Annotated in this window: 21 protein-coding genes and 1 tRNA gene; 13 read left to right on the forward strand and 9 right to left on the reverse strand. The window is 57.0% G+C overall.

The features are described 5' to 3' along the window. The first annotated feature begins 7 nt into the window (after positions 1–7). Both ACSC94_RS07535 and ACSC94_RS07540 read left to right on the forward strand, forming a co-directional pair. Positions 8–1,015, forward strand: a complete 1,008-nt coding sequence (locus tag ACSC94_RS07535) for an ROK family protein (RefSeq protein WP_435640231.1) — start codon at positions 8–10, stop codon at positions 1,013–1,015. A 90-nt stretch (positions 1,016–1,105) separates the two neighbouring features. Beyond that, positions 1,106–1,636: a SixA phosphatase family protein gene (locus tag ACSC94_RS07540; RefSeq protein WP_435640232.1), complete on the forward strand. Its 531-nt coding sequence runs from the start codon at positions 1,106–1,108 to the stop codon at positions 1,634–1,636. Here ACSC94_RS07540 and ACSC94_RS07545 read toward each other — a convergent pair. From ACSC94_RS07545 to ACSC94_RS07555, 3 genes are read right to left on the reverse strand one after another with little or no spacing between them, the layout of a single operon-like run. Then, on the reverse strand, positions 1,633–2,331 hold the full coding sequence (locus ACSC94_RS07545; RefSeq protein WP_435640233.1) for an HdaA/DnaA family protein: 699 nt from the start codon (positions 2,329–2,331) through the stop codon (positions 1,633–1,635). The genes ACSC94_RS07540 and ACSC94_RS07545 overlap by 4 nt on opposite strands. Then, a complete protein-coding gene (locus tag ACSC94_RS07550) occupies positions 2,328–3,452 on the reverse strand; it encodes an AI-2E family transporter (RefSeq protein WP_435640234.1) in 1,125 nt (374 codons plus the stop codon). The genes ACSC94_RS07545 and ACSC94_RS07550 overlap by 4 nt, the downstream gene beginning before the upstream one ends. After that, a complete protein-coding gene (locus ACSC94_RS07555) occupies positions 3,449–4,663 on the reverse strand; it encodes a DUF2066 domain-containing protein (RefSeq protein ID WP_435640235.1) in 1,215 nt (404 codons plus the stop codon). The genes ACSC94_RS07550 and ACSC94_RS07555 overlap by 4 nt, the downstream gene beginning before the upstream one ends. 163 nt (positions 4,664–4,826) lie before the next feature. On the opposite strand from ACSC94_RS07555, the gene ACSC94_RS07560 reads away from it, so the two are divergent. Together ACSC94_RS07560 and ACSC94_RS07565 are read left to right on the forward strand one after the other, a co-directional pair. Next, complete coding sequence (locus ACSC94_RS07560; protein WP_435640236.1) at positions 4,827–5,027, forward strand: aa3-type cytochrome c oxidase subunit IV; 201 nt, start codon at positions 4,827–4,829, stop codon at positions 5,025–5,027. Between the two features lie 186 nt (positions 5,028–5,213). Next, positions 5,214–8,609, forward strand: coding sequence for an ATP-binding protein (locus ACSC94_RS07565; RefSeq protein WP_435640237.1), 3,396 nt, complete (start codon positions 5,214–5,216; stop codon positions 8,607–8,609). 49 nt (positions 8,610–8,658) lie between these two features. Here the strand turns inward: ACSC94_RS07565 and ndk are convergent, their stop codons facing one another. Next, positions 8,659–9,081 carry a nucleoside-diphosphate kinase gene (gene ndk / locus ACSC94_RS07570; protein ID WP_435640238.1) on the reverse strand — a complete coding sequence of 141 codons (423 nt, stop codon included), beginning with the start codon at positions 9,079–9,081 and terminating at the stop codon, positions 8,659–8,661. Between the two features lie 248 nt (positions 9,082–9,329). On the opposite strand from ndk, the gene ACSC94_RS07575 reads away from it, so the two are divergent. Both ACSC94_RS07575 and ACSC94_RS07580 read left to right on the forward strand, forming a co-directional pair. After that, a complete protein-coding gene (locus ACSC94_RS07575) occupies positions 9,330–10,184 on the forward strand; it encodes a hypothetical protein (protein ID WP_435640239.1) in 855 nt (284 codons plus the stop codon). A 48-nt stretch (positions 10,185–10,232) separates the two neighbouring features. Next, positions 10,233–10,574, forward strand: coding sequence for a hypothetical protein (locus ACSC94_RS07580; RefSeq protein WP_435640240.1), 342 nt, complete (start codon positions 10,233–10,235; stop codon positions 10,572–10,574). Positions 10,575–10,651: 77 nt separating this feature from the next. Here the strand turns inward: ACSC94_RS07580 and alaS are convergent, their stop codons facing one another. The 3 genes from alaS to ACSC94_RS07595 all read right to left on the reverse strand — a co-directional run bounded on the left by alaS (position 10,652) and on the right by ACSC94_RS07595 (position 16,834). Continuing rightward, entirely contained in the window at positions 10,652–13,324 is a 2,673-nt protein-coding gene (alaS, locus tag ACSC94_RS07585; RefSeq protein WP_435640241.1) for an alanine--tRNA ligase, read from the reverse strand. Positions 13,325–13,562: 238 nt separating this feature from the next. Next, positions 13,563–15,893 carry a transglycosylase SLT domain-containing protein gene (locus tag ACSC94_RS07590; RefSeq protein WP_435640242.1) on the reverse strand — a complete coding sequence of 777 codons (2,331 nt, stop codon included), beginning with the start codon at positions 15,891–15,893 and terminating at the stop codon, positions 13,563–13,565. 92 nt (positions 15,894–15,985) lie between these two features. Further along, positions 15,986–16,834 (reverse strand): uracil-DNA glycosylase, encoded by an 849-nt coding sequence (locus tag ACSC94_RS07595; RefSeq protein WP_435640243.1) that lies wholly within the window; start codon positions 16,832–16,834, stop codon positions 15,986–15,988. Between the two features lie 114 nt (positions 16,835–16,948). On the opposite strand from ACSC94_RS07595, the gene ACSC94_RS07600 reads away from it, so the two are divergent. The 4 genes from ACSC94_RS07600 to ACSC94_RS07615 all read left to right on the forward strand — a co-directional run bounded on the left by ACSC94_RS07600 (position 16,949) and on the right by ACSC94_RS07615 (position 22,250). After that, entirely contained in the window at positions 16,949–18,592 is a 1,644-nt protein-coding gene (locus tag ACSC94_RS07600; RefSeq protein WP_435640244.1) for an electron transfer flavoprotein-ubiquinone oxidoreductase, read from the forward strand. Between the two features lie 74 nt (positions 18,593–18,666). Continuing rightward, positions 18,667–20,568, forward strand: coding sequence for a tetratricopeptide repeat protein (locus tag ACSC94_RS07605; RefSeq protein WP_435640245.1), 1,902 nt, complete (start codon positions 18,667–18,669; stop codon positions 20,566–20,568). Between the two features lie 44 nt (positions 20,569–20,612). After that, positions 20,613–21,506 carry a 4-(cytidine 5'-diphospho)-2-C-methyl-D-erythritol kinase gene (locus tag ACSC94_RS07610; protein ID WP_435640246.1) on the forward strand — a complete coding sequence of 298 codons (894 nt, stop codon included), beginning with the start codon at positions 20,613–20,615 and terminating at the stop codon, positions 21,504–21,506. 60 nt (positions 21,507–21,566) lie between these two features. Then, the gene (locus ACSC94_RS07615) at positions 21,567–22,250 is read left to right on the forward strand and encodes a hypothetical protein (RefSeq protein ID WP_435640247.1); all 684 of its coding nucleotides are present in this window, start codon (positions 21,567–21,569) and stop codon (positions 22,248–22,250) included. 8 nt (positions 22,251–22,258) lie between these two features. On the opposite strand, the gene ACSC94_RS07620 is transcribed toward ACSC94_RS07615, so the two are convergent. Continuing rightward, positions 22,259–24,382 carry a peptidoglycan-binding protein gene (locus tag ACSC94_RS07620; protein ID WP_435640248.1) on the reverse strand — a complete coding sequence of 708 codons (2,124 nt, stop codon included), beginning with the start codon at positions 24,380–24,382 and terminating at the stop codon, positions 22,259–22,261. A gap of 345 nt (positions 24,383–24,727) precedes the next feature. Between ACSC94_RS07620 and ACSC94_RS07625 the strand changes: the two genes are divergently transcribed. The 3 genes from ACSC94_RS07625 to ACSC94_RS07635 all read left to right on the forward strand — a co-directional run bounded on the left by ACSC94_RS07625 (position 24,728) and on the right by ACSC94_RS07635 (position 26,246). Beyond that, positions 24,728–24,802: transfer RNA gene (locus ACSC94_RS07625), tRNA-Gln, on the forward strand. Between the two features lie 146 nt (positions 24,803–24,948). Continuing rightward, positions 24,949–25,782, forward strand: a complete 834-nt coding sequence (locus tag ACSC94_RS07630; protein WP_435640249.1) for a CvfB family protein — start codon at positions 24,949–24,951, stop codon at positions 25,780–25,782. An 11-nt stretch (positions 25,783–25,793) separates the two neighbouring features. Next, on the forward strand, positions 25,794–26,246 hold the full coding sequence (locus ACSC94_RS07635) for a YaiI/YqxD family protein (protein ID WP_435640250.1): 453 nt from the start codon (positions 25,794–25,796) through the stop codon (positions 26,244–26,246). An 84-nt stretch (positions 26,247–26,330) separates the two neighbouring features. Here ACSC94_RS07635 and ACSC94_RS07640 read toward each other — a convergent pair whose 3' ends face one another. Further along, positions 26,331–26,537 (reverse strand): SHOCT domain-containing protein, encoded by a 207-nt coding sequence (locus ACSC94_RS07640; RefSeq protein ID WP_435640251.1) that lies wholly within the window; start codon positions 26,535–26,537, stop codon positions 26,331–26,333. Between the last annotated feature and the right edge of the window lie 53 nt (positions 26,538–26,590).

Raw genomic sequence — 26,590 nt, forward strand, 5'->3', positions numbered from 1 at the left:
CATCATCATGCGCATCGGTATCGACCTTGGCGGGACCAAGACGGAAATTATTTGTCTGGATCAAAATAACGGCAAGGAATTGTACCGCCAGCGCGTACCGACGCAAAAGGGATCATACGAATCCACCATCACCACCATTCGCGGTCTGGTCGAACAGGCGGAATCCACGCTGGGCCAAACCGGCACCGTGGGTGTGGGCATTCCCGGCACCGTGTCACGCGATACCGGACTGGTCAAAAACGCCAACAGCACGTGGTTGATCGGCAAACCGCTGGACAAGGATTTGTCCGACGCGTTGGGCCGCCCGATCCGCACCGAAAACGACGCCAATTGTCTGGCCGTATCCGAAGCCACCGATGGCGCGGGGGCCGGAAAATCCGTCGTCTTCGCCGTTATCATCGGCACCGGATGTGGGGCGGGCATTGCGGTGGATGGGCGCGCCGTGCCCGGAATTAACGGGATTGGTGGCGAGTGGGGGCATAACCCACTGCCGTACCCAACCGCCTATAACCCCGATGCAAAATCATTATACAACGCATTCGAAGCCGCCCCGGGCGCGACCGATACGTTGCACACCTATTTCACCGACGATGTGAAACTGTCCGAATATCCGGGCCCGCTGTGTTATTGCGGGCGGCGCGGTTGTTTGGAAACATGGATTTCCGGCACGGGATTTAAAAACGATTACCACCGCGTTACGGGTGACCCGATGTCGACCCACGACATCATCGCCGCATCGAAAGCGGGTGAGGCCAAGGCCGTGGCCGCCCTGCACCGTTATGCCGACCGCGTGGCGCGCGGATTGGCCGGGGTGATCAACATTCTCGACCCCGACATCGTCGTCCTGGGTGGCGGGATGAGCAATGTCGATGCGTTGTACGATCTTTTGCCCAAAATCTGGGGCCGCTATATCTTCTCGGATCACGTCAACACAGCCCTCGCCCCGGCCCGTCACGGCGATTCATCAGGCGTGCGCGGTGCCGCATGGCTGTGGGCCCGCGGCGAAGCCGCGTAATTCAACCCCGCAATGAGGCTGCTTAATCCGCAATTTACGCACTTGATCCTTAACCTTATCGGTTTATCCTTATAGGCAAGGATCTTATCAATGCGTCAACTTTACATTCTCCGTCATGCGCAGGCCGCATCCCCGCAAGGGGTTGACGACAAGCATCGCCCCCTGACCCGTCAGGGGCTGGCCGATGCGCGTGCGCTTGGCCTGTTGATGGACCGGATGGAGTATAAACCGGATTATATCCTCTGCTCCCCCGCGCGCCGCACACGCCAGACGCTGGCCAAAATTCAGGAAACGCTGGGGGAGGATATTCCCGTCGGTTATGCCAGCGGCCTCTATTTCGCCACGACCGGACAATTGTATGACCACATCAAGCGCGTGGATTCAAAATACCGCAATATCATGCTGGTGTCGCACAACCCATCGGTTCATGGGCTGGCCCGCTTCCTGACCGGGTTGGGGCAGCCGGATTTATTGATGTTGTTGGAACTGGATTACCGGGAATGCACAATGGCCGCGCTGGATTGCCCGATTGATTCATGGGCCAGCCTGTTGCCCGCGCAATGTGATTTGAAAAATTTGCTGATCCCCGGAAAAGATTTCCGCGGCGACGTTGTTGATTAAGATTCGTCTTGCATCTGCGTCAGAACATCACGCACCAGCGGCACGGAAATCGCCCGTTTTTGCGCCAGCGCCAGCGTATCCGTCCGCGTAACCAGATCGCGGGCCGCGGCGAAGGAGCGTTCCATCCGTGGCAACAGGTATGTCATCACATCCTGCCCCACCTGTAATTGACGATCGGCAAACATTTTTACCAGCACCGCGCCCAACAATGTTTCATCCGGCGCATGAATGGCCACGGCCGGGGCCGCGCGCAGGCGCGAGGCCAGATCCGCCACAACGAAATCCAGCCGCGACGGCGCCGTGCGGAAGGTGAGCAACATCGTATGCCCCTGTTCCCGCGCCATGTTGTAAAGGTGGAACAATGTCGTTTCGCTGGCGCGGTCACCAATCCACGGATCGACGCCGTCAATCACCAGATGGGTCCCGCGCGCAAACAATTCATCCGCCGGAATTTTTGCCAAATCGGACGGCGCAATGGATACGGCATCGGTTTGATCCGCCCACACTGCCGCCAGATGCGATTTTCCGCACGCCGCAGGCCCGTGCAGGACCAGCGCCGGAGCGGACCAGTCGGGCCAGCGATCAATCCACGCCACGGCATCCGCATTGCTGGGCGCGATCAGGAAATCATCCCGCCCCTGTGCCGTGCGATGCCCCAGATCGAAGGTGAGTTGTTGGACGCTGGCGTTACTCACTGCGGCTGATCCCCTTGAGGTTCTTCCGCGGGCTGCTCTGCAGTCACCGGAGGCGGTACTGTTTCGCCGTCCGTGTAATACAGGCTGGCCTTGTACTGGCGCACGGCAAAGCGGACCAGCACGCTGATAATCACCGCGACCGGAACGGCCAGCAACATCCCCACCAGCCCAAGCAAGGTTCCACCCGCCAGCAAGGCGAACAAAATCCACAGCGGGTGCAGACCAACCGCCTGTCCCATAATGCGCGGGGTGATAAAATTACCCTCGATAAACTGCCCAACCAGGAAGATCGCGGCGATGATGCCGATATAAGACCAATCGCCCCCTGTCTGGAACCAAGCAATGCCCAAACTGGCGACCAGACCGAACGTCGACCCGACATAGGGAATCACCGACAAAATGCCCGTGACCACGCCAATCAAAAATCCGTAATTCAACCCCGCAATGGTCAGCGCCAGCGCATAGACCATACCGAGGATAAAGGACACGGTCAGTTGTCCGCGAATAAACCCACCCAGTTTGGTGTTCATATCGTGCAGCATATCTTTAATCACAATATAACTCCCGCGCGGGATCATGCCGTCGATCCAGCGTGTAATTGGTTCCCATTGCACCATCATAAAGAACGCGACCAGCGGGGTGAGCGCACACAGCGCGATAACACCGACAAGCGCTTGCCCGCCGCTCATGATCCCACCGACCAGATTGCCGCTGACACTGAACATGCGGCCCAGCCATTTTTGCACCATATCTTGATAGGACGACATATCGCCCGCGCCAAAACGCGTCTGCAGCGTTTCAAAATATGGTTGCAAGGCGGTCCGCGCCTGCTCCGCATAGCCCGGCAGGGCCTGCGCCAGTTGCACCGCTTCGCGGTAGGCAAAGGGGATAATCAGGGCCAAAACGGTCACGACCACAGCAAAGAACGACAGCAAAATAATCAGAGCCGCCGCCGCGCGGGGCATGCCCGTGCGCGACAAACGCCGCATCACCGGGTCCAGCAGATAGGCAATCGCCAAGCCCACCACAAACGGCACCAGCATATCGCCCAGCGCCCAGACGAACCCAAGGAAGAGGACCGCCATGGCGGCCCAGAACATCATATGTGCGCGAAGGGTCATTGGTATGGGCTCCCGTATTTTTTCAGCATCAAATCATAGGTTTGCGGTGCGGCGTCGCCATAGACCGGATCGTACGTGACGACCGAGGGCTGCGACAAAATCAAATCCGCCTGGGACAAGGCCAGACGCAGACGATCTTCGTCCCCTTGAAACACAAATTCAACACGCGCTTCGCGCGGCGTCACGGACAGGATGCGCATATCGGCAATGCCCTGTACCCGCTTCAACGCGTTGCGGGTTTCCACCCATTGCTGCATCGTTGTAAACGGCACGCGGGCGGAGAGCACATTTTGCGGGTCGGCGGTGACGGCCACAGCCGTTTGCGCCTTCCATTCTTTCTGCAGGGCCTGACGCACGGCCTGTACCGCTTGATCAAACACGGCATCGGACAACGCATTGCCATCGGCTGCGGCGGGGATATTCACGGTTTGCACATATTCCGGCTGGGACCGATCGGTGCGGTAGATCAAAACGTCCAGCCCCTGTCCGCCCGCGCTTTGCGCGGCCATCAAAATCACGGCTTCGTTGGCGCCATAGCGATCCAGCATGTCGGCCAGACCCGCATGCTGATAGGTCAGGGCTTCGTTATCCCCGATGCTGGCGACATCGCGCACATCGCCCAGCGGCACGGCCACGGGAACCAGCCCGCCGGTTTGGTCCAAACGATTCCATGCCTGAAGCCACGGGTTTGTATCACGCCACAGCACCTGGCTGGCCCCCACTTGGAAGAAGGGCAGGACCAGAACGGGTTTGCTGGAAATTTCGGTATAGCTGACGCCCTGAACATTCAGATATTGGCGCACATAATCCGCATTGAAACGGAACGTATAGGTCCCAACATAACGCACAGCGGACAGGCGCTCCTGCGTCACTTCGAAATCATTGATCATGGTGGAGATGGTGGCAACATCCGGGGCCGTGAACCCGGCGCGTTGATCTTCCGGCATCAGGCGCTCAGCCAATTGCGTGAACGCTTTCGCCTGTGCTTCGGCGAAGGCTTTCTCGCGCGCCTCAACCGCGTTCTTGGCGGTCACGTCCACTTCGACCCCGGCCACGGTGAACGGATCGCTCACCATTTCGACCGCGCCTGCCTCTGCGACCGGTTCCGCGACAATGTCCGTGCCTTGCGCTTGTACGGCCGGAGCCGCAAGCATGCCGCACAGGAGCGCCAGAGATAAAGCAATGTGACGATGTTTCAACAGGGTCTTCATGGCGGTCGCAACGTTCCTTTAAATGGATCATACCCAAGGCATCGACTGTACCACGCGATTTGGCCCGGAATATGGCCCCCTTTTATGACATTCCCGGGGGTTTCGATCCAGCCATCTTGATCCAGCCCCCCCCCTTGATCAAGATGGGCATTTAAGGGTATGGATGGGGACAGTCATTATTTATGTAGAAGAGCCGATCATGAGCCACCATAACGACCACCACGCCCCCGCCACAGCCGTTGACGTTGATCCGGCGGCTTTGGCCGATGCCCAGAATTTGTGGGCCGCTTTTGTCCATTATTCGAAATATGGAATTATCGCCGTTGTGGTCATTCTGGCCCTGATGGCTCTGTTCCTGCTCTAACCCCTTAAAATTCTGGCGGATTTCCGCGCTTTCCCCCGCAGCCAGCCAGCAGCGGGGGATTTTTGCTGTCGGATGCACCTCCGGGCTAAGCCCTTACAACTCTTCACTCTTCTGTAACTTTTTCCCCGCATGATACGGGAGGATGCCAGCCCGGACCCAGTCCACCGGGCACATCCGGGGCCCGTCATGACCAAGACACAGATCCATTCGAGTCCTTATCCCCCCCGCATTTCCATGCGGGTGATGGTGCGTTTATGGATTTTGACCCTGCTCTGGCTGATCGGCCTGCCGGCTTTTCCGGCTCTGGCCCAAAGTGCGGGCAATCTGGCCGCCCTGCCCGCACCCATTACGTTGCGCGATGGGCAGGATTCTTATGACCTGAACAACAATTTGTTCGTCACCCCCGATCCGCTCGGGCAGATGAGCTATGCCAACTTGATTGATCGTCACATGAAAGGCATGCGCGGTGAATTGCGCGGCCAATCCATTATCACGCTGGGCACAAAACCGGTGCCGCACTGGATGGTCTTTGCCTTGAACAACCAGAGCAACACATCGCACTGGACCCTGTCACTGGGACGGCACGGTGATGGCCGCTATGGCGTGGCGCAACAAATCTATATGTATGATCACCTCAACCAGCGCCGCATCCTGACCGCGATTAAAACCGCCACCGCCGCCGCGCCATCTCCCGACAATGTCCCGACACAAGGCGCATCCATTTCATTCGACCTGCCCGTCGGGCGGCAAGCCTTGATGGTTTTGTACATCGTGCCCGAAGGCGGCGGCCCGGTGACATTGGCACCCACATTAAAAACAGATCACGCCTTCTTTGAATCCCACAACAACCTTATGCGGCCCGGCGTGATGATCCGCACGGGATTGATTGTTTTACTGGGCCTGTTTGCAGGGGCCATGATCTTCCGCCGCATGATCATTGCGGGCGGGTTTATGGCGTATTACGCCGCGAATATGGCGGCCTATATGGTCCAGAATGACATGATCTATGATCCTGCGCCGCTGGCCAGTGAAACATCGCCCTTACTCTTCGCCGGAACCGTTGTGGTTGGTTTGTTGCTCAGCCGCTTTTTCCTCAGCCTGTCGCGGGGACAGACGGTTGAAAAATTGATTCTGTATGGATGCGTCCTGCTGATCGGATTTTCTATCACCCTCGGCATCATGGCCGTTCCGGATTCATCCATTGTGCGCCCCTTGCTGATCACGGGTGTGCCGGTGGCCGTTCTGGCTTTCCTGTCCCTCTTCTGCTTTGCGCAAGGCCATGCCGGAACACCCGCCGCCAACATCATGGGCATGGGATGGTTGATTGGGTTTGCCGGGGCGATCACCTCTGGCCTCGCCGTTATGGGCATCCTGCCGCCGACATCCATCATGGTGAATGCGTATTGGGTGGCCCTGTTTGTTCAAGCCCCGGTCTTTATCATCGGCGTTTTCGTTCGTAGCTGGGCCCAGGATGCTGAAAATATCAGTGACGAAGCTTTGGCCGAAGATGATCTGGACACGCTGGGCCGTTTGAAACAAACCAAAGAATCCGTTGAAAATGCCCGCCTTCTGAAAGTGATCGAGCATGAACGCCAGACATTGGAAGAATTACGCGAACGGGAATTGAAACAAACCGAAGAAATGCGCATCGCCAAGGAAACCGCCGATGCCGCCAACCGGTCCAAATCCGCCTTCCTGGCCGTGATCAGCCACGAAATTCGCACACCGATGACCGGCATCATGGGCATGGTGCGGTTGCTGCTGGATTCGCATTTGACCCGCGATCAGGTCGATTACGCCCGCACGATTCAGGATTCTGGCGATGCCATGATCGCCCTGCTGAACGATATTCTGGATTTCGAAAAAATCGAAAGCGGCAAGATGGATCTGGAGAATGTCGATTTCGACCTGCACCGCATGCTCAACGGCGTTGTGACATTGATGTCCGGCCACGCCACACAAAAATCCATCAGCCTGACCACCGAAATCGGGCCGGATGTGCCCCGCTTCGTCAAGGGCGACCCGGTGCGGCTGCGTCAGGTGTTGCTGAATCTGGTCGGTAACTCTATCAAATTCACATCCGAAGGCGGCGTAACCATTGTGGTGCGTCGTGAAGGCGGCGATTCCAGCCACCATCGCCTGCATTTCGCCGTGCGCGATACCGGGGCCGGAATTTCAGAAGACGCGCAGAAAAACCTGTTCAACCCGTTCGCGCAGGCCGATTCCAGCATCAGCCGCAAATTCGGCGGCACCGGTTTGGGGTTGGCCATTTGCCAACGCCTGATCACCGCCATGGGCGGCACCATTGCCATCAGCTCAAAAGAGGGCCAAGGGTCCACGTTCTTCTACACCATCAACATGGACCACGGCCACGCCGCCAATGTTCAGGAATCGGGCAGCAAATCCCTGTCCGATTCCGGCAGCACCCCGACAAAATCACTGCGCATCCTGTGCGTGGATGATAACGAGATTAACCAGAAATTGTTGCAGGAATTTGTATCCCGCATGGGCCATCACCCCACGACATGTGGCAGCGGCGAAGACGCATTGGGCATTATCGAGAACAATGATTTCGATATGGTGTTCATGGACATCGAACTGCCGGGTATTTCCGGCATGGGGGCCACCCGCGCCATTCGGGCCATGCGCGCCCCGCAAAAATCGCATTTGCCTGTCATCGCCCTGACCGGGAATGTGCGGGATGATGATATTCGCCAATGTTACGCCGCCAATATGAACGGGCATTTGGCCAAACCCATCGACCCCGCCCACATGAAGGCCCAAATTGAAAAAGTAATCCGCGGCAAGTTGGACAACCCCATCATTGTCGAAGACGATGGAAGCGGCGGCGACACATTCACCCCCGTGCATGAAACCATCGTATCCATCGACGTCCCGCAGGATGCGGTTGAAGACGACACACCGATCCTGCCCGGCCAAATGGATCAGGAGATGGCACAACCCGCCCCCCACGACATCGAAATGCCGGATGAGCCGATTGATGACCTGATGGAAAGCCCCATCACGCCCGACCGCGCCCCGATTATGCAGGCCGCATTACAGGATGATGACAGCATGCTGGATCTGACCATCAGCGAAGATGAGCTGGACGAAGATTCGTTCGTAAAGGCGCTGGATGCCACGGCTGTAACGGAACTGGATGACGATTTCCTGGATGATGATTTCGATGACATCATGGCCCGGACGGAAGAATTGCCCCCGCCACCGCCGATGGATGGCACGATTGTTTTTGATTCCACCTTGCTCGACGGATTAAAGGGCAGCATGGATCAAGCATCGCTGAGTGAAATGATGACCGGATTGATGGACAAGGTGGATGAAATCATCACCCACGCCCATGGCGCCATGAACGCGCAGGATATGGATACGATCCGCGCCCGCATGCATGAATTAAAAGGCATGTGCGGTAATTTCGGCCTGCAAGAACTCAGCCTGATTGCCGAACATGCGGAAAAGGCCGTGAAAGACGGGCAGATCGACGCCCTGCCCGATGTTCTGGGCACCCTGCCCGCCGCCGGAATGCGCGCGCATAAGGTGGTTGGGGAATGGTTACAGAATTAAAAAAACGCCAGCCGGTTTCCCGACTGGCGTTTTCAATACGTAAGGGCGATTAGCCGACGATTTCGCAACCAGCGAAGAAATACGCGATTTCGATCGCAGCGTTTTCCAACGAGTCAGAACCGTGAACCGAGTTCGCTTCGATGCTTTCAGCGAAGTCCTTGCGGATCGTGCCGGCATCGGCGTTCGCCGGGTTGGTGGCACCCATGATTTCGCGGTTTTTCAGAACGGCGTTTTCGCCTTCCAGAACCTGAACAACAACCGGGCCGGAGGTCATGAATTTCACCAGCTCGCCATAGAACGGGCGCTCTTTGTGAACTTCATAGAATTTGCCAGCCTGAGCATCGGTCATGTGAATGCGTTTCTGGGCCACGATACGCAGGCCCGCTTTTTCAAAACGCTCGTTAATGGCACCGGTCAGGTTGCGACGGGTTGCATCCGGCTTCAGGATGGAGAAAGTACGTTCAATCGCCATTTGGCTATCCTCTTCTAAACTCTGATAAATTTGCGGGTTTCCCCCGGAAAGTGGACATGGTTATAGAGGGGCCTTCTGCGAATTGCAATGTTTCAAATCGGCCCAAAACCAGCCCTGCGCGGCGTGCGGGACAGAAAATGAGCTGATTTCCAATAAAAATGAGGAAAATTAAGAAATATCCTGTTAGGATGGCCTCAAGAATAAGAAAAAAGAGTACCGGGTTTTGAGGGAGTTTATAGGGATCCACGATGAGTAGCTCTGTTCGCCTTGCATTTTCGACCGATTCCGCCACTGTGGCCGCCCCTGCGCCCGCGATCAAACGTCGTTCCCTGACCGAAGCTTTTAATGCCGCCGGCGCCGGTGCCCCACCGCGCCAGCCGCACGCCAATGGCGAATTGCTGATTACCGAAGCGTTTATCGCTCAGGAATCATTGGAAAAAATCGGAAAATTGCTCCGCACGGAAATGAAGGGCCAGTTTGAAATCGGCCCGGCCAAGGATTTGGGCCGCGCCGTGGCCAAAACCAAGGAAAAAGGCGATCTGGCCCTGAATTGCGATTTCAGCCGCGCCCGCGTCCTGTTGAAAGATTTGAACCAGATTAAAAAGGCGATCGACATTTTCGGCCGCGCTGGCGAAGCCACCCTGGGCAAGGGGGCGAACGCCATGACGTTGAACATTCTGGATGTCGACAATACGTTCAGCAAGCCGAGCGCGAAAAAACCGGGCCTGTGCAATCTGGATGTGAAGATCGCACTGCCGATCACGCTGGATACAGGCGAAGAATCCTACCATATCTGCGAAGTGCAGTTCCTGCACAAGGGCACCAAGACCGTGTACGAGAAATCGCACAAGGTTTATGAGGAAGCTCGTTCCGAGTTGATCCGTCGCCAGTATTTCGAAAACGCCATGGATATGGCCGGTTGCCCGGAGACGGTTCGCAATCTGGAAAAAAAATGGCATGCATCAGACAAGAAATACAATGACTTGATGCAAAAACGCGGCGACCTGAACACGGAAATCGCGGAAAAGCTGGGCTTGAATACGCTTCGCGGATACCAGCCATGCGAATCCCGCATGCCCAAAAGCTTGCAGTGCAGCATGTAAAGGGTATATGACCTGCGTACATTTTAATGACGCAGACGGCATATACAGATGACCCCGCATATCAAGGAATATTACCGCATTGGCACCGAGCACATCATTCTGGTGATGACGCCGGAACGCCGCGCCTTGCAAGCCTGGGTCGCCGATGACGAACAAAACAAACTCATGCGCAAAGACGTCCGCATCATTGATATTCAACACGGCGATGGCGAGCCGCTGACTCAGGATATGTTTGACGCGTTTTGCACGGAACATAAAATCGACTCGTCCATTCCGGATCGTTCCATTGCCCTGTCCTTCCGCCTGTCCTCCGCGTCCACAACCACGATCAATATCGTCCCGACACCATCCGCCATGTTCGCCCGCACATATTGCCCGTCACCGTTCTAAAACTTTGACGACAATCCGCAGGCCATAAAAAAATCCCGCATCGAAGCGGGATTTTTTATTTTGATTGTGATCTGCTCTTACGATGCCAGTTGTTGTTCAATCGCGCTCACGGCATCATTCGCGGCATCGGCGTTCGGGCCACCGCCTTGCGCCATGTCAGGACGGCCACCGCCGCCCTTGCCGCCCAGAACCTCAACCCCGGTTTTCACCAGATCAACGGCGCTGACCCGTGCGGTCAGATCATCGGTCACACCGACGACGATGGAGGCCTTGCCATCATCCGTGGCGATCAGCGTAATCACGCCGGAGCCGATTTTCTTTTTCAGATCATCGACCATCGGCTTCAAATCCTTGGCCGGGAATCCTTCCAGAACGCGGGAGGTGAATTTCACCCCGCCAATGTCCTTCACATCCGGCCCCGCCGATGCGCCCGCACCACCGCCCGTGGCCATTTGACGGCGCAGGTTGGACATTTCGTTTTCCAGACGACGGCGGTCGTCCATCAACGTGCGAACACGTTCAAACACATCCGTCGGGCCAGCTTTCAAAACATCGGCCACGGCCTGTAACATTTTTTCCTGATTGTTCAGGTACGAAAGCGCACCCGCGCCCGTCACGGCCTCGACCCGGCGCACGCCAGCAGACACAGCGGATTCGGATACGATTTTCAGCAGGCCGATATCGCCCGTGCGTTTCACGTGCGTCCCACCGCATAGTTCAACGGAATAGGATTTGTTGGCCCCATCCGCGACTGTACCCATGGACACGACGCGCACCTCGTCATCGTATTTTTCACCGAACAACGCCATGGCCCCAGATTCCATCGCATCATCAACCGGCATGACGCGGGTCACGACCGGTGTGTTGGCACGAATTTCTTCGTTCACCATGCGCTCAACCTCGGCCAATTGTTCGGCTGTGATCGATGCGTTGTGTGAAATGTCAAACCGGGTGCGGTCCGCCGTTTGCAATGAACCCTTCTGGGCCACATGGGTGCCCAGAACGCGGCGCAGCGCCTCGTGCAGCAGGTGGGTGGCGGAGTGGTTCGCGCGGATCGCGCTGCGGCGATCATGGTCAACGACCAATTCAACCGCATCATCGGTTTTCAGCGTCCCGGCCTTCACCGTACCAATATGCACGAACAATTTGCCCAGCATCTTGCGCGTGTCGTTCACGGTAATGTCCGCGCCACCCGCCGTGCGGATTACGCCGGTATCGCCAACCTGACCACCGGATTCGGCGTAGAACGGCGTCTGGTTCACCAGAATGTGGACGGTATCACCGACATTCGCGGCATCCACAATCGCGCCATCTTTCACAATGGTGCGCACTTGGGCTTCAGCATGTTCGGTTTCGTAACCCAAAAATTCCGTCGGCCCGACCTTGTCCAGCAGGTCGAACCACACCGCATCCATTTTCGCATCACCGGACCCGGCCCAGTTTTTGCGAGCCTGGGCGCGCTGTTTTTCCATGGCGGTGTTGAAACCATTCAAATCCACATCAATGCCACGGGCGCGCAGCGCATCCTGTGTCAAATCCAGCGGGAATCCGAACGTGTCATACAGCTTGAACGCGACATTGCCATCCAGCGCCTGCCCACTTTGCAGATCGGCGGTTTCTTCGTCCAGCAGCTTCAGGCCGTTATCCAGCGTGCGTTTGAAACGGGTTTCTTCCAGTTTCAATGTCTCAGAAATCAACGCTTCCGCACGTTTCAATTCCGGATAGGCTTCGCCCATCTTCGCCACCAATGTCGGCAACAAACGGAACATCAGCGGATCACGCGCGCCCAGCAAATGGGCATGACGCATACCACGGCGCATAATGCGGCGCAGGACGTAACCGCGCCCTTCGTTCGACGGCATGACGCCATCGGCAATCAGGAACGACGCCGCGCGCAAATGGTCCGCGATGACGCGGTGGGACGGGGCCATGGCGCCGTCCGGTGATACGCCCGTCAGGTCGGCGGAGTGTTCGATGATCGCGCGCAGAAGGTCGATGTCGTAGTTGGTGAATTTCCCCTGCACCAGCGCGGTCGTGCGTTCCAGCCCCATACCCGTATCAATGGAGGGTTTTGGCAACGGTTTGCGGATATGGCCGCCATTGCCGTCCGGCTCCTGTTCATACTGCATGAACACGAGGTTCCAGAATTCAAGGAAACGGTCACCATCCTGATCCGCGGAGCCCGGAGGACCGCCAGCCATCGTATCGCCCTGATCATAGAAGATTTCCGAACACGGACCACACGGGCCCGTATCACCCATCATCCAGAAGTTATCGTTGGTGTTGATGCGCAGGATTTTGGAATCGGAAAAACCGGCAACCTTGCGCCAGATCGCGGCGGCTTCTTCGTCGCTGGAGTGAACCGTCACCAGCAGCTTGTCCTTCGGCATATCCAGACGTTTGGTCACAACCTCCCATGCGAAGGCAATGGCATCTTCCTTGAAATAATCACCGAAGGAGAAGTTCCCCATCATTTCAAAGAAGGTGTGGTGGCGGGCCGTATAACCGACATTGTCCAGATCGTTGTGCTTGCCCCCGGCGCGGACGCATTTCTGCGCCGTGGTCGCGCGGCTGTACGGGCGGGTTTCAACACCCGTGAAGACGTTTTTGAACTGGACCATGCCCGAGTTCGCGAACATCAGCGTCGGATCATTGTCCGGCACCAGCGAGGAAGATTGCACCACCTGGTGCCCCTTGTCCGCGAAGAAATCAAGGAAGGTCGAACGAATATCCTGAACGGTCTTGGTCATAGCCAGCTCATTTATGCATAAAGGGTCAATTGGATCGCCGATATTAGGCGGTTGCGGTCCAAAAATCCATGGGAAATCCCTAGGTTAAGGCTAATTCCCTCCCCAGAAGACCCTCTCCCCCAACCCCTCTCCCAGAGGGAGAGGGGGGCGCTGGCGCGGAGCCACGCAGAATAATTCCCTCTCCCTCTGGGAGAGGGTTAGGGAGAGGGTCTTCTATATCGAGAGTCTGAGATTCCGCCTATCGGGCCGCGGTCAGGCGCAATTGGCGGCCCGCGTCCCCTTCATGGCCCGTATCCATGGCCAGATAGCGCGCCGGGCGGCCCGCTGTGACGGCATCCAGCGACGGGGTCGGCTGGCCCATGCGCAGGCTGTAGATCCAGTAATTGGCCAGCACCCGTTCGACATAGTTGCGGGTTTCCGGGGCCGGGATCGTTTCAATGAACAACAGCGGGTCCTTCACATTCGCGCTGAGCCCCTCCTGCCACTTGGCCAGATTGCCCGGCCCGGCATTATACGCCACGGCCATGTGCAGCAGATCCCCCTTCACCCGGCCCAAGCCCAGCAAATGGTCCACATAACGCTGACCGATCTGCAGATTGACCTCGGGGTCGCGCAACTGGAACTTCCCATCCTTCTTTTTGAACCTTTCCGCGCCGGTGATGAAGCTGGCGGTTTTGGGCATCAATTGCATCAGGCCAACGGCCCCGCTGGGGCTGACCGCGAAGGCATCAAACCGCGATTCCTGACGCGTGATGGCATGGATCAAGGCGCGATCGACACTGTACCCATCGCGCGGTTGCCACGGCAGCAGCGGATAGAGGGCGGCGTCATACAACCCGCCCTCCGGATTGGGGAAGGACGCCGCCAGACGCATCGCCAGACCCGGCAATTTCGCATGCAGCGTATAGGCCAACAACGCCTGGCGCAGGAATTCATCATCCCCCGTTTTGATCCGGACCAGTTCCGATTCCGCCAGATGGTTCTGCCCCGCATCGACCAGCGCCATGGCCCGCCACGCACCCGGAATGGCCACCAGCTTTTCAAAATGCGCCTTGGTAAATTCCGGTGAAGACCAGTTGAAATCGTAATCCCAGCCCAGCGCCCGCGTGGCAACGATGCCATAGAACGTGCGCGGATACCGCGCCGCCAGTTCAAGCCAGCGCGTCATGTCACCCGGACGCCCAGCGCGCAAATGCGCCCGCGATGCCCAATAGGCCGAGGCAGAGCGCATCCATGAATCGGCATAGGACGATGTTGCCGCCAATTCGAAATGGCGCGCCGCCAGATTGAAATCTTTTTTCTGCCATGCCGCCAGACCCACGACCCACCCGGCCATCGGCGCGCGCGTGCCGGAGCGTGACGCCGCATCGCGGGCCAGTTGCAACGCCTCATCCGGTTTACCCAGCACCAGATAGCCCATGGCGATCTGGGCGCGGATTTGATCTTTTTCCGTGGAATCGAGGCTTTCTGCGACCTTGTCGGTATTGAGTTTTTTCAGGGCCCGCGTCGGCGCACCATCGGACAAATCGGCCCCGATCATGCGGGTCAGGCTGCGGATCAATTTATCCTGTCCGGCGCTGCGTTTGCGCGGCGTGACATAGGTGTCGCCACGGCCCGACAGAATTTGCATGACATTCGACGGCAAGCCCGACACCGCCAGCGGACGGTCCGGCGCGGGATCGCCCTTGCCCTGCCGTGCGATGGCCAGCTTGTACATCCGGTCCGCACCGGGGTGGTCGCCATAGGCCGACAGCCACGCGCGCAATTCTTCGTACCGCGTGCGATAGGACGGATGCACATAGCGTTGATGCAGCACATGACCCAGCAGGCGTTTATCCTTCAACTGCCCCAGCGCGGCATCGGCTTCTTTCCAGTCGCCTTCGCCTTGGGCGCGGAAGATGGTGCGATACAGCGCCACATCGCCATCGCGCAACGGGTGCAGTGATTGTTCAGACGGCGGAATAACCATGGGCATAATGGCGGGCAACGGCGGCTCGGCCTGCGCCTCCTGCACCGCGTCCACTTGCGGTTCTTGCACCACCGGGGCCTCAACAATGACGGGCACGGGGTCAGGTTCGGGAACCTTCGGCACAATCGCGGCAACCGGTTCCGGCTTTTCTTCCGGCAGAGGCGCCTCAGGGGCGGATTGGGCCGTTTCAACAGATTGCGCCTGATCCGGCTTGCGGGCCGGGTGTGGCGGGGCGACGGGCTTCTTAACGGGGCGAACGGTCGCCGTCTTTTTCGGTTCCGGGGCCGAAGGCTTCACCTGTGGCGCGGGTGGCAGGGAGGCCGGGACGACATTCTGTGACGCCGGAGCGTCCTCCATCACCGGGGCCACAGCCTGCACATCCGCCGGGTCGATATCCGGTTCATCGACGATCATGGGAACAGGCAGCGCCACCTGTGCATCGCCATCGCCCGCATAGATCGTGCCCAGTGTCAGGTTATAGGTGCGCCCCTTGGACCCGGCGATGCGGTCATCATCGGCATGGGCAGGACTGCACGCGCCAGCATGCGCCAGCAACAGTCCCACGCCCAGCGTGACAATCAAATTCCGGTCCAATTTCATGATGGGGTCTATGATAGCCTTTGGCGGGGTTCATGTCCAGCCAAAGCGGGGTTATAAAAACACTAACCCATTGTTATTGCACAAATATGACCCTAGAACACACCCAGAGAACGGGCCTTGGCCTGCAGCATCAGCAGGTCGGCCCAGGCCGCCCGTTTATGCGCCGGGGTGCGGAGCAGATAAGACGGGTGATAGGTGGCAATGGCCGGGATCGGCGTAAATCCGGCCCGCATTTCCGCCGTTTGCGGCACATAATCATGCCACGTCCCGCGCAGGCGCGAGATGGTGTCACCACTGCCCAGCAGGGATTTGGCCGAAACCCCACCCGCAAAAACCAGCAGGCGCGGGCGGACCAGCGCGATATGGCGCTCAATGAACGGCAGGCTGACCTCGATCTCCGCCGGGGACGGGGTGCGGTTGCCCGGCGGACGCCAGTTTAGAATGTTGGAGATATAGGCCGCGTGGGCCACATCCTCAGCCTCACGGTTCAGGCCGACGGAGGCCAGCATCCGGTCCAGCAATTGGCCGCTGACACCGACGAAAGGTTTGCCTTGGCGGTCTTCGTCCGCGCCGGGGGCTTCGCCGATCACCATGATGGGCGCGGATGGGTTGCCGTCGCTGAACACCATATTGGTCGCGGTGCGTTTCAACGACAGACCATCAAAGGCGGCAATCGCCGCACGCAATTCATCCAGCGTGTTCGCGGCCATCGCCAGCTTCAGGGATTCCGCCCGGGCCTCACTGGCCCCGATAAAGGCGGATTCAGCGGCCGGGGCCGCCACAGTCGCATGCGCAACCGGGGCCGCGGGCCCATCCTCCACCACCGGGAGCGCAGGCATGGCCGTGCGATCGACCGGGTCATCACCCAATGCGATATCCACCCCGGCATCGAGATACCAGGATAGGGCAGCTTTGTATGTCTGACGTTGCAGATCGGCCATCGCTCTCTTAAAAACATTATAGATGTGGTAACATCCCCAGTCTTACCGGACCCCGTCCGCAAAAACAACACCGAACGCAATACGTAAAATCAAAAAATAGCAGGAGCCTTTGAGATGACCGCGCAGCGCACAGACCGCGAATCCATGGAATATGACGTTGTCATCGTCGGGGCCGGACCATCGGGCCTGTCCTGTGCCATTCGGTTGAAACAACTGGCGGCGGAACGTGGCACGGATATTTCGGTGTGCGTGATTGAAAAAGGGTCCGAAGTCGGTGCGCATTTAATGTCCGGCGCGGTGTTTGAACCGCGCGCGCTGAACGAACTGATTCCGGACTGGAAAGATAAGGGCGCGCCATTGCATGTGCAGGCGAAGACCGATCGTTTTATGTTCCTGACGAAAAACAAATCCTTCCGCCTGCCCACCCCGCCGCAAATGTATAACCACGGGAATTACATCATCTCGCTCTCCATGCTGGGCCGCTGGCTGGCCACACAAGCTGAAGAGCTGGGCGTTGAAATTTACGCGGGCTTTGCCGCCGCCGAAGTGTTGTACAACGATGCGGGCGCGGTGATGGGCGTGGCCACCGGCGATATGGGATTGGATAAAGACGGCAACAAAACCGATCATTTCGAACCGGGTGTTGAATTGCATGCGAAGCAAACCGTATTCGCCGAAGGATGCCATGGGTCGCTGACCAAAACGCTGATCGCGCACTATGACCTGCGCAAAAATTCCGACCCGCAGACCTATGGTCTGGGCATCAAGGAAATTTGGGAAATTCCCGCCGACAAGCACAGCGAAGGTTTGATTATTCACACCGTCGGCTGGCCGATGGATTCCAAAACCTATGGCGGGTCTTGGATGTACCATCTGGATAACAATCAGGTGTCGATTGGGTTTGTGATCGGCCTGGATTACCAAAACCCGTATCTGTCCCCCTTCGCCGAAATGCAACGGTTCAAAACGCACCCGGATGTGCGCAAATATCTGGAAGGCGGGCGTCGCATCGCCTATGGCGCGCGGTCCTTGGTTGAAGGCGGGTTCCAGTCTTTGCCGAAACTCACCTTCCCCGGCGGGATTTTGATTGGGGATACGGCGGGCTTCCTGAACGTGCCGAAAATCAAGGGCAACCACACCGCGATGAAATCCGGCATGGTGGCGGCGGAATCGTTGTATGATCTGCTCACCGCCGGTGATGCCACCAGTGCGGAATGCACGGCCTATACCGACGCGATCAAAGCCAGCTGGATCTGGCCGGAGTTGAAGAAGGTGCGCAACATTCGCCCCGGATTCAATTTCGGTTTGTGGATCGGCATGATCCATGCCGCGTTCCAGACGGTGGGCGGATGGTTGTTGCCCTACACCATGAAAAACCATGCCGACCATACATCCTTGAAATTGGCGAGCGATGATTTGAAAATTGATTATCCGAAACCGGATAACGTGCTGACCTTTGACCGCCTGACATCCGTGCGCCTGTCCAACACGATGCATGAGGATGGCCAGCCCTCGCACCTGAAGCTGAAAGACCCGTCCATTCCCGTATCCGTCAACCTGCCCCGCTATGCCGAACCGGCCCAAAGATATTGCCCGGCCGCCGTTTACGAGGTTGTCGAGGACGCAAACGGCCCTAAATTCGTTATTAACGCCCAGAACTGCGTTCACTGCAAAACCTGCGATATCAAGGACCCCTCCCAGAATATCGAATGGACAGTACCGCAAGGCGGTGGTGGGCCGAACTATTCGAACATGTAACGTGTTGATTTAAAACAAACATACACGCGAAATCGTGCGGAAAAACATTAACCTTTGCGACTTATAATAAGGCCATGATGAAGATATCAGCCCCCCGCGCGGTTCTGGCCGTGCTGTTGACCGGAACCATGGCCGCCGCCGGAATTGGCGGGGTGTGGGATTATATCCATCGGGATAAGGTCGCAACACCACCCCCAACGGAAACCACCGCCAGCGCGGATGATGTTCTGGAAGAGTTAGCCCCGACACTGAACGCCAGCGGCAATCCGGTGAATGTGGTGCCCGCGATTATTCCAACCTTCATTCCCGATATTCCCAAAAACGCCACGGGTGATTATCTGGTCGCGCATTTTGCCCAATCGCAAAATGATTGGCGCACCGCCAGCGATTATTTGAGCGGCGTATTGAAACGCGATCCAGACAACATTGAATTGGTTCGCCGCGCCATGGTTCTGGCGCTTGGTTCGGGTGATTTCACACTGGCCGCCGAACGCGCCGCCATGATCACGAAGGATCAAAATCCCACATCCAGCGAACAAGACCCGCTTGCTTACCTCATCCTGTCGTCCAACGCGATTGTGAATGGACAGTATGATGAGGCAATTGCGGTGTTGAACCATTTGCCCAAGGGCGACATGTCTGAATTTGTCGTGCCGCTGCTGGCCAACTGGGCCCGCGTTGGGAATGGTACATATAATCAGGCCGAACTGGCCAGCACCACCATTCACGCCTATCACGGCGGGTTGATGGCCAAATATCTGAAAAAAGAGAAGAGCGAAATTGAAATGTTCGCCCGCGTCATTATTCAACCCAGCGGCTTAACCGCCGAGGAATATGAACGCGCCGCCGATTTGTTCGCGCTGGCCGGTAACAAAAAGGAAGCGCTGGAAATTTACACTGCGCTGCGCGATGAAGATATTGGCTCCGCGCTGGTCCATGAAAAAATTTCGGCCTTGAACGACAACAAGCCGATCGACCCGCTGCTGGCCTCACACCGTATTACCAATCCGGCCCAAGGCGCGGCGCAAGCCGTGTTTGATCTGGCCCGCATTCTGTTCCAGGAAAACAGCGACGCCAGCGCCCGCGTGTTTGCCAACATGGCATTGGGGTTGGACCCCAATCTGGCCGAAGCCCGCATTATTTTGGCCACATCCAGTGCGCGGTCCAAGCAATATCAGGATGCGTTGAAGCAATTCGACAAGATTCCGCAGACACACCCGGCCTGGGCCGAAGCACAATATGCCGCCGCCGATATGCTGGACCAATCCGGCCAGACGGATGAAGCGGTGCAACGGTTACGCACCATGTACGATATTCACCGCGATGTTGATGCGCTGGCCCGCATTGGCGACATTTATCGCGGCCATGAAATGTATGACAAGGCTTTGGTCGAATATAATGCCGCCATTGATGCATTGGGCGGTGACGTGCCGGATGCATACTGGCACCTGCTCTATGCCCGCGGCATGTGCCTGGAACAGGTTGGCAATTGGCCCGCGGCGGAAAAAGACCTGCTGGCCGCGTTGAAATTCCGTCCCGATCAGCCCTATCTGCTGAACTATCTCGGCTATGGCTGGGCGGATCAGGGGGAAAATCTGGATCAATCATTGGAATTGATCGCGCGGGCGCTGGAATTACAACCCAATGACGGATACATCACCGATTCACTGGGGTGGGTGCATTACAAATTCGGGCAATATCCGGAGGCCGTGACCAATCTGGAACGGGCGGTGGAATTGCTGCCCTACGATCCGACCATCAACGACCATCTGGGTGATGCGTATTGGGCGGTGGGCCGCAAGAACGAAGCCCGTTTCCAATGGGAACGCGCCCGCAATTTTGCCGACACGACCGAGGACGCGGAATTGATCATCACGCTGGGCGATAAATTGCAAAACGGCCTGTCTCCGGCGAGCCAAACCAAACCGGCGATCAAAGCCGCCAGCACCAATCCGGCCCAGACAGCGCAGGAATAATGATCTGATATTTGATTGAAGGGCCCATTGTGGTAAAAAGCCACATGGGCCCTTTGTCATTTTTCGCACCGGCTAAAATCAATTTGTATCTGCACATCACCGGACGCCGGGATGACGGGTATCATTTGCTCGATTCACTGGTGGGGTTTGCAGACATTGGCGATTCCATCACCATCACGCCGTCCGATCAGTTTTCATTGACCATCGACGGCCCGTTTGCAGACGCCTTCACAACTGCAGACATGGATGCCAGCCCGCAATCCGGCAACCTGATCGCACGCGCGGCATGGGCCCTGGCGCGCGCGACGAGACGGGATAATCCCGGCGCATCCATTCACCTGAGCAAGAATTTACCGCTGGCCTCGGGCATTGGCGGCGCGTCCAGCGATGCGGCGGCCACCATCCGTGGACTGTGCCAATTATGGGGCATTGCACCGGATGCGGATTTTATCGCGCCGTTGGCGTTATCGCTGGGGGCGGATGTTCCCGTGTGCCTGCGCGGCTCGGCGACCTTTATGCGCGGCATTGGTGATGTGGTCACACCCGCGCCCGCCATTCCGTCAGGTATGGGTATCGTGCTGGTCAACCCGTTGGTTGCCTGTCCCACACCAAGCGTGTTCCGCACCTATACGACCAATCAATCCCCCTTCACCGCCGCACCACACGGCGATCCGCAATGGGGAAACAGCGATGATTTTATCGCGACCTTACGCGCCGCGCGCAATGACCTGACGTCCGCCGCGACCGCCACCGTGCCCGCCATTCAAACCATTCTGGATCAGTTGAGCGCAACGGATGGCTGCGCCCTCGCCCGCCTGTCGGGCAGCGGGGCCACATGCTTTGGCCTGTTCCCATCCACATCCGCAGCGGAAAGAGCCGCCGCCACCCTGAAAACCCGTCACACCGGATGGTGGGCTGAATCAGGAAATATCGTTTAAAAACAGAAGGAAGCCCATTTTTCTTTTGCAATATGTAAATTTATATTATTGTCCTCAGCCATGACGGACGACAACACTCAAACCACATCACCGAATGCCCCCGCGCGCCGCACGATTGGCGTGATGTTTGGGTCGTATAACCCGCCGCATCTGGGACACGTTCAATCCGCACGTCAGGCCCGCATCCGGGCCGGGGCCGATGAAATCATCATGGTGCCGATCAATTCATTCTTTAAAACCAGAATTGCACAAGCCAGTTACGCCGACAAAATCGCGATGTGCGAAATTCTGGCGAATGACAATAAATCGTGGCTTCGCGTTTTGCCGATCACAGATGATTTGGACGGCGCAAAAACCACCAGCCTCTCCACCTATTTCAATTTTTTTTCTGGTTTAAAAGAACGCCATCCGCAGGACAGAGTGTTGATCGTGTGCGGTGATGACAATGGGCGGAAAATGAAAAATATTTGCACCCTGATCAACGGGGTTCAGAAAATTTACAAAAGCCTAGAGCGCGTTTCCATTTTCAACAACGCTGCAAGCGGCGATAACAATGTGTCAGAGCTGTTGCTTCATGTATCGAAGCGGGCCGAGATTGAAAGCGCCCTCAATGGCAGAAGTGATGTATCATCCAGCAAAATTCGGGCGGCGTTAAAAGACGGACAGCCCATTTCATCGGCTTGGATGCACGAGGATGTTTTGGATTATATCCAGCGCAAAAACCTTTATCCCACTCTGAAATAAAGCGCGCGTTACGGGGCCTCACCCAGCATATGCGCCAGAATATCCGCGTTCGCCAAGCCATCGACACTCAACCCATTGTCGCGTTGATAGGTGCGGATGGCGTCGCTGGTCAGGGGGCCGCCGATGCCATCGGCCGGGCCGGGATACAGGCCACGGCGCATCAACTGCTCCTGTACCTGCGCGGTCAGGCTCTGGTCGCTTTTCACAACGCCTTCACCCGCCAGCGATGCGGCATCCGCCGCCGATAAACGCGGAATCGCCGGGGCGATATCTTCCGCGCGCGGGCGGGTGCGTTCTGTCGCCGCTGTTTTCACGATATTCGTCACAGGCTTGGCACTGTCGGTGCGCTTTTCCGGTGTCGGGACCGATGGTGCCGCGTCTTGCACAGCCCCCGCCGGGTCACGATCGCGGCTCATTTCTTCGTACAGGCTGACCACCTGTTTCTTCGTCATGTTCAGCGCGGCGCTCAATTGGTCCAGCGCCACCTGACCTTCCGGGCTGCCCCGGTCGGCGGCGTTTTTGTACCAGAAGATGGCGGATTTCGTATCCACCGCGCCCAGCAAGCCATTCTCATAAATCAAACCGAGATTATAGGCAGCTTCGGTAATGCCGGCATTGGCGGCTTGTTCAAAGAAGCTAGCGGCCAGACGCGGGTCATAGGCGGTGCCGATGCCCTCGATATGCGCGATGCCCAGATTATATTGCGCTTCCGGGTGGCCCAGTTGCGCGGCGGCACGGTACCAGCGAATGGCGGTGGCGACATCTTTCTCCACACCCAGACCCTGATGGTACAGAACGCCCAGATTATAGCGCGCATTGGCAATGCCTTGCGCGGCGGCTTCTTCGAACCACAGGGCGGCGCGTTTGTAATCAACCTTCACCCCGGCATGCCCGGCGGTGTAAATGGCGGCCAGATCGTGCTGCGCTTCTGGGATACCGGAGAACGCTTTGTCCTCAACAGTTTTGATCACAGCAGGCAAGGACGCATCCGGCGTAATGCGATCCGCCAGCGGGGCCAGCCCTTCGCGTTTGGCGCGCAGAAAGGATTCGATATCCGATTGCCCCGTGACAGGCGCGACATCGTCTTTCACGATTTGCGTCGGCACCGGGTTTGCGACCATGACGTCTTCGGCCCGCTCAATCGCGCCGCCATCTATTTTCGTTTGCGCGGCAATTGCGGCGACGTCCTGCTCCAGATCCGGAACAACGCCCGCCTCACCCGGCTCGATCGCGTTCAACGCGGCGGCCACGGCATCCGGATTCACATCCATCATGTCGGAGAGGTCTTCGACCTTCAACGCGCCAGCGGATTCATTGGCCACGTCCGTCTCAACAGTGGGGTCCGCCGCGCCAAAGGCAGCGAGTTCATCTTCATTCGTGTTCAGCGTGGCATCCAGCCCGGCAATAAACGGGTCGGCTTGCGCTTCTGTGGCGGCATCCAGAACCGGGGCGGTTTCATCAACCGCCAGATCTGCCGTTTGTTCGATATCGGTCTGGGTCGCGGTGACCGTCGGCATAAATTGCACGCGCCAGCGATCCCACTGGCTGACGCCATAGCCCGCCAGAATGGTCAGCGCCAGAACGCCCACCAACGCCGTTGTGTTCACGCGCACCGCACGTTGCCACCAGAAGGCATTCTGGTTGCTGGGCTCGGCCACGAAAATGGAGCGCGATTGTTGCCCCGCCGGAACCAGCGCGCCGGTGCGAATGGCTTCGTTCGTGCGCTCAACGGATTGTTCGATGGCTTCGATCTTGCGCAACATGCGCGCTTTGTCCTGTGCGGCCTGTTCCAGGCGGCGGGCCAGACGCTCCTGCATCTCGAACGCTTCTTCCATGCGGGTGGCGATGGTTTCGGCGCGGTTCAAACGCTCCAGCGTGTCTTTCCAGATTTTTTCCAGTTCGGATTGACGGCGCAGGATGCTGATATCTGTCGCGTCTTGCTTGCTCAGCTTGTCCTGCAAGGTCAGGAAGATGCGCTCGCTCTGATCCGAACGGTTTTCAAGATCGCCGATCGCGGATAGCAGCATATGGCGTTCATGTTCGCTTTTGTGCAAACGATCCGCCAATTGATTCAACAAAGACACGACCATCGCGTTACGGTCGTCCGGTGCTTTACGCGCCTGATTGCTCATGCGGTCCCCACTCCCATCACGGGACGACGTGCCAGCCCCCACAAAGGGCCCCGCCGATCCCGACAATTTTTCAAATTCAAATATGGATTATGCCGGGGACTATAGCCGATTTTGGAAAATATGACCAAGAACGAATGTGTTAACGGGGCCGATTCTGTCCACATGCCCCCATGGCCCATGGCGTTAACCATGGGGTTAATCAATCCACTAATTTCCCATAACGTAAATTAAATTTCCCTGATTCTCGGGGCTTGCATTTCGCGCGCGGCTTGGGTAGTTTGGCCCCCGTTGATCCAGCCGGGTCACCACATAAACCGGCAAACAAGCCCGGTTTTTCATGGTTATTGGGGCGTCGCCAAGCGGTAAGGCAGCGGTTTTTGGTACCGCCATTCCCAGGTTCGAATCCTGGCGCCCCAGCCATTTCCACCACAATCCGCGACATTGCGAAAATTGTCCTTTGCAGCCTGCACTCTGCGGCCTTTGCTTTGCGTTACAGCAACAGGATATGGTGGGCCTGAAGACATTAACAAACGCCCCCCACGCAATGAATGATGGTTTTTAAACACATGCTTTCGATTGGCAAAACGGCACAGTTAGAAGTCATCAAGGAAGTCGATTTTGGGCTTTATCTTGATGGTGAGCATTTCGGGGAAATTCTTTTGCCCGCACGGTACGTTCCGGACCAGTGCAAGGTTGGGGACTGGTTGGATGTGTTTATCTATCTGGATTCCGAAGACACCATCATCGCAACGACAGAACAACCCTACGCCGAGATGGGCGAATGCGCGTATCTGGAGGCGGTCGATGCCAATTCTTACGGCACGTTTCTGGATTGGGGATTATCAAAAGATTTGTTCGCGCCGTTTAAAGAACAGCGCATCCCCATGGAAGTTGGCAAATCCTATGTCGTTTATATTTTTGAAGACAAGTCAGGCCGCATTAGCGCGAGCAGCAAGCTGGATAATTTCCTGAACGAATATGCGGATGGGTATTTTAAAAACAATCAGGCGGTTGACCTGCTGATCGCCAGCCGCAGCCCGTTGGGGTACAAGGCCGTTATCGACGGCACGCATCTGGGCCTGATTCATAATAACGATGTCCTTACCCCCATCCATATGGGTCAGGAAATTACAGGATACATCAAACATATCCGCCCCGACGACGCCATCGACCTGGCCCTGCAGCAACAGGGCGTGGAGATGCGCGGCACATTGTCACAGCAAATCCTGGACGATCTTGAGAAAAATGGCGGCGTCTCCACATTGACGGATAAAAGCCCGCCGGAAGATATTTTCAAGCGTTATCAGGTCAGCAAAGCCAATTACAAAAAGGCGATTGGCCAGCTTTATAAAGATAAAAAAATCATACTGGGCAAAGACAAAATAACATTGCCCGAGTGAGGAGACCTGGCATGAAAATATGGGTCGATGCGGACGCCTGCCCGAAAGTCATCAAGGATTTATTGTTCAAGGTCGCCGAGCGAACGGGCGTGCATATAACGCTGGTCGCCAATCAATATCTTTTTATCCCGCCCGCGCGGAATATCAGTTTTATTCAGGTCGAAGCCGGATTTGATGTTGCCGACCAAAAAATTGTCGAACTCTGCGCCGAAGGCGATATGGTCGTCACCGCCGACATCCCCCTGGCCGCCGCCATCGTTAAAAAAGGTGCCTTTGCCCTGAACCCACGCGGAGAGCTTTATGACTTAAGCAACATTGGCGAAATTCTGGCCATGCGGGATTTGATGGAAAGCCTGCGTGGCGGGATGATGGAAGATATGCGCGGCGGCCCCGCCCCGTTCACCCCCAAAGACCGCGAAAAATTTGCCAACCAGCTTGATAAATTTATGACGCGGAAGCGTTGAACACGGCGCATCACACATGAAAAACCACGCGCCCGTGAAACAAGCGCGTGGTTTTAAATATCCGGCAGCGGTCATACAGATATTTTAGTGATCATATTTTTCTAAAACATCATCTCTCGCGCTATCATACTCGCTATCGCTCAGGAGGCCTTGATCCTTTGCGGCTTTAAGATCTTGCAATTCCTGTCCCATGGTTGTGGTCGTGTTGATATTTTTTGTATCAGAACCACCCCCACCACAGCCGGCCAGCATAACAAGGCTCAAAGGCAGCAAAAAAAGAATTTTTTTCATAGTGTTAATCTCCATATAACCCCGGTGATGATAGAACGCTATCGAGCATTCAT

This window comes from Micavibrio aeruginosavorus (genome assembly GCF_051245535.1).
Taxonomy (GTDB): domain Bacteria; phylum Pseudomonadota; class Alphaproteobacteria; order Micavibrionales; family Micavibrionaceae; genus Micavibrio; species Micavibrio aeruginosavorus_D.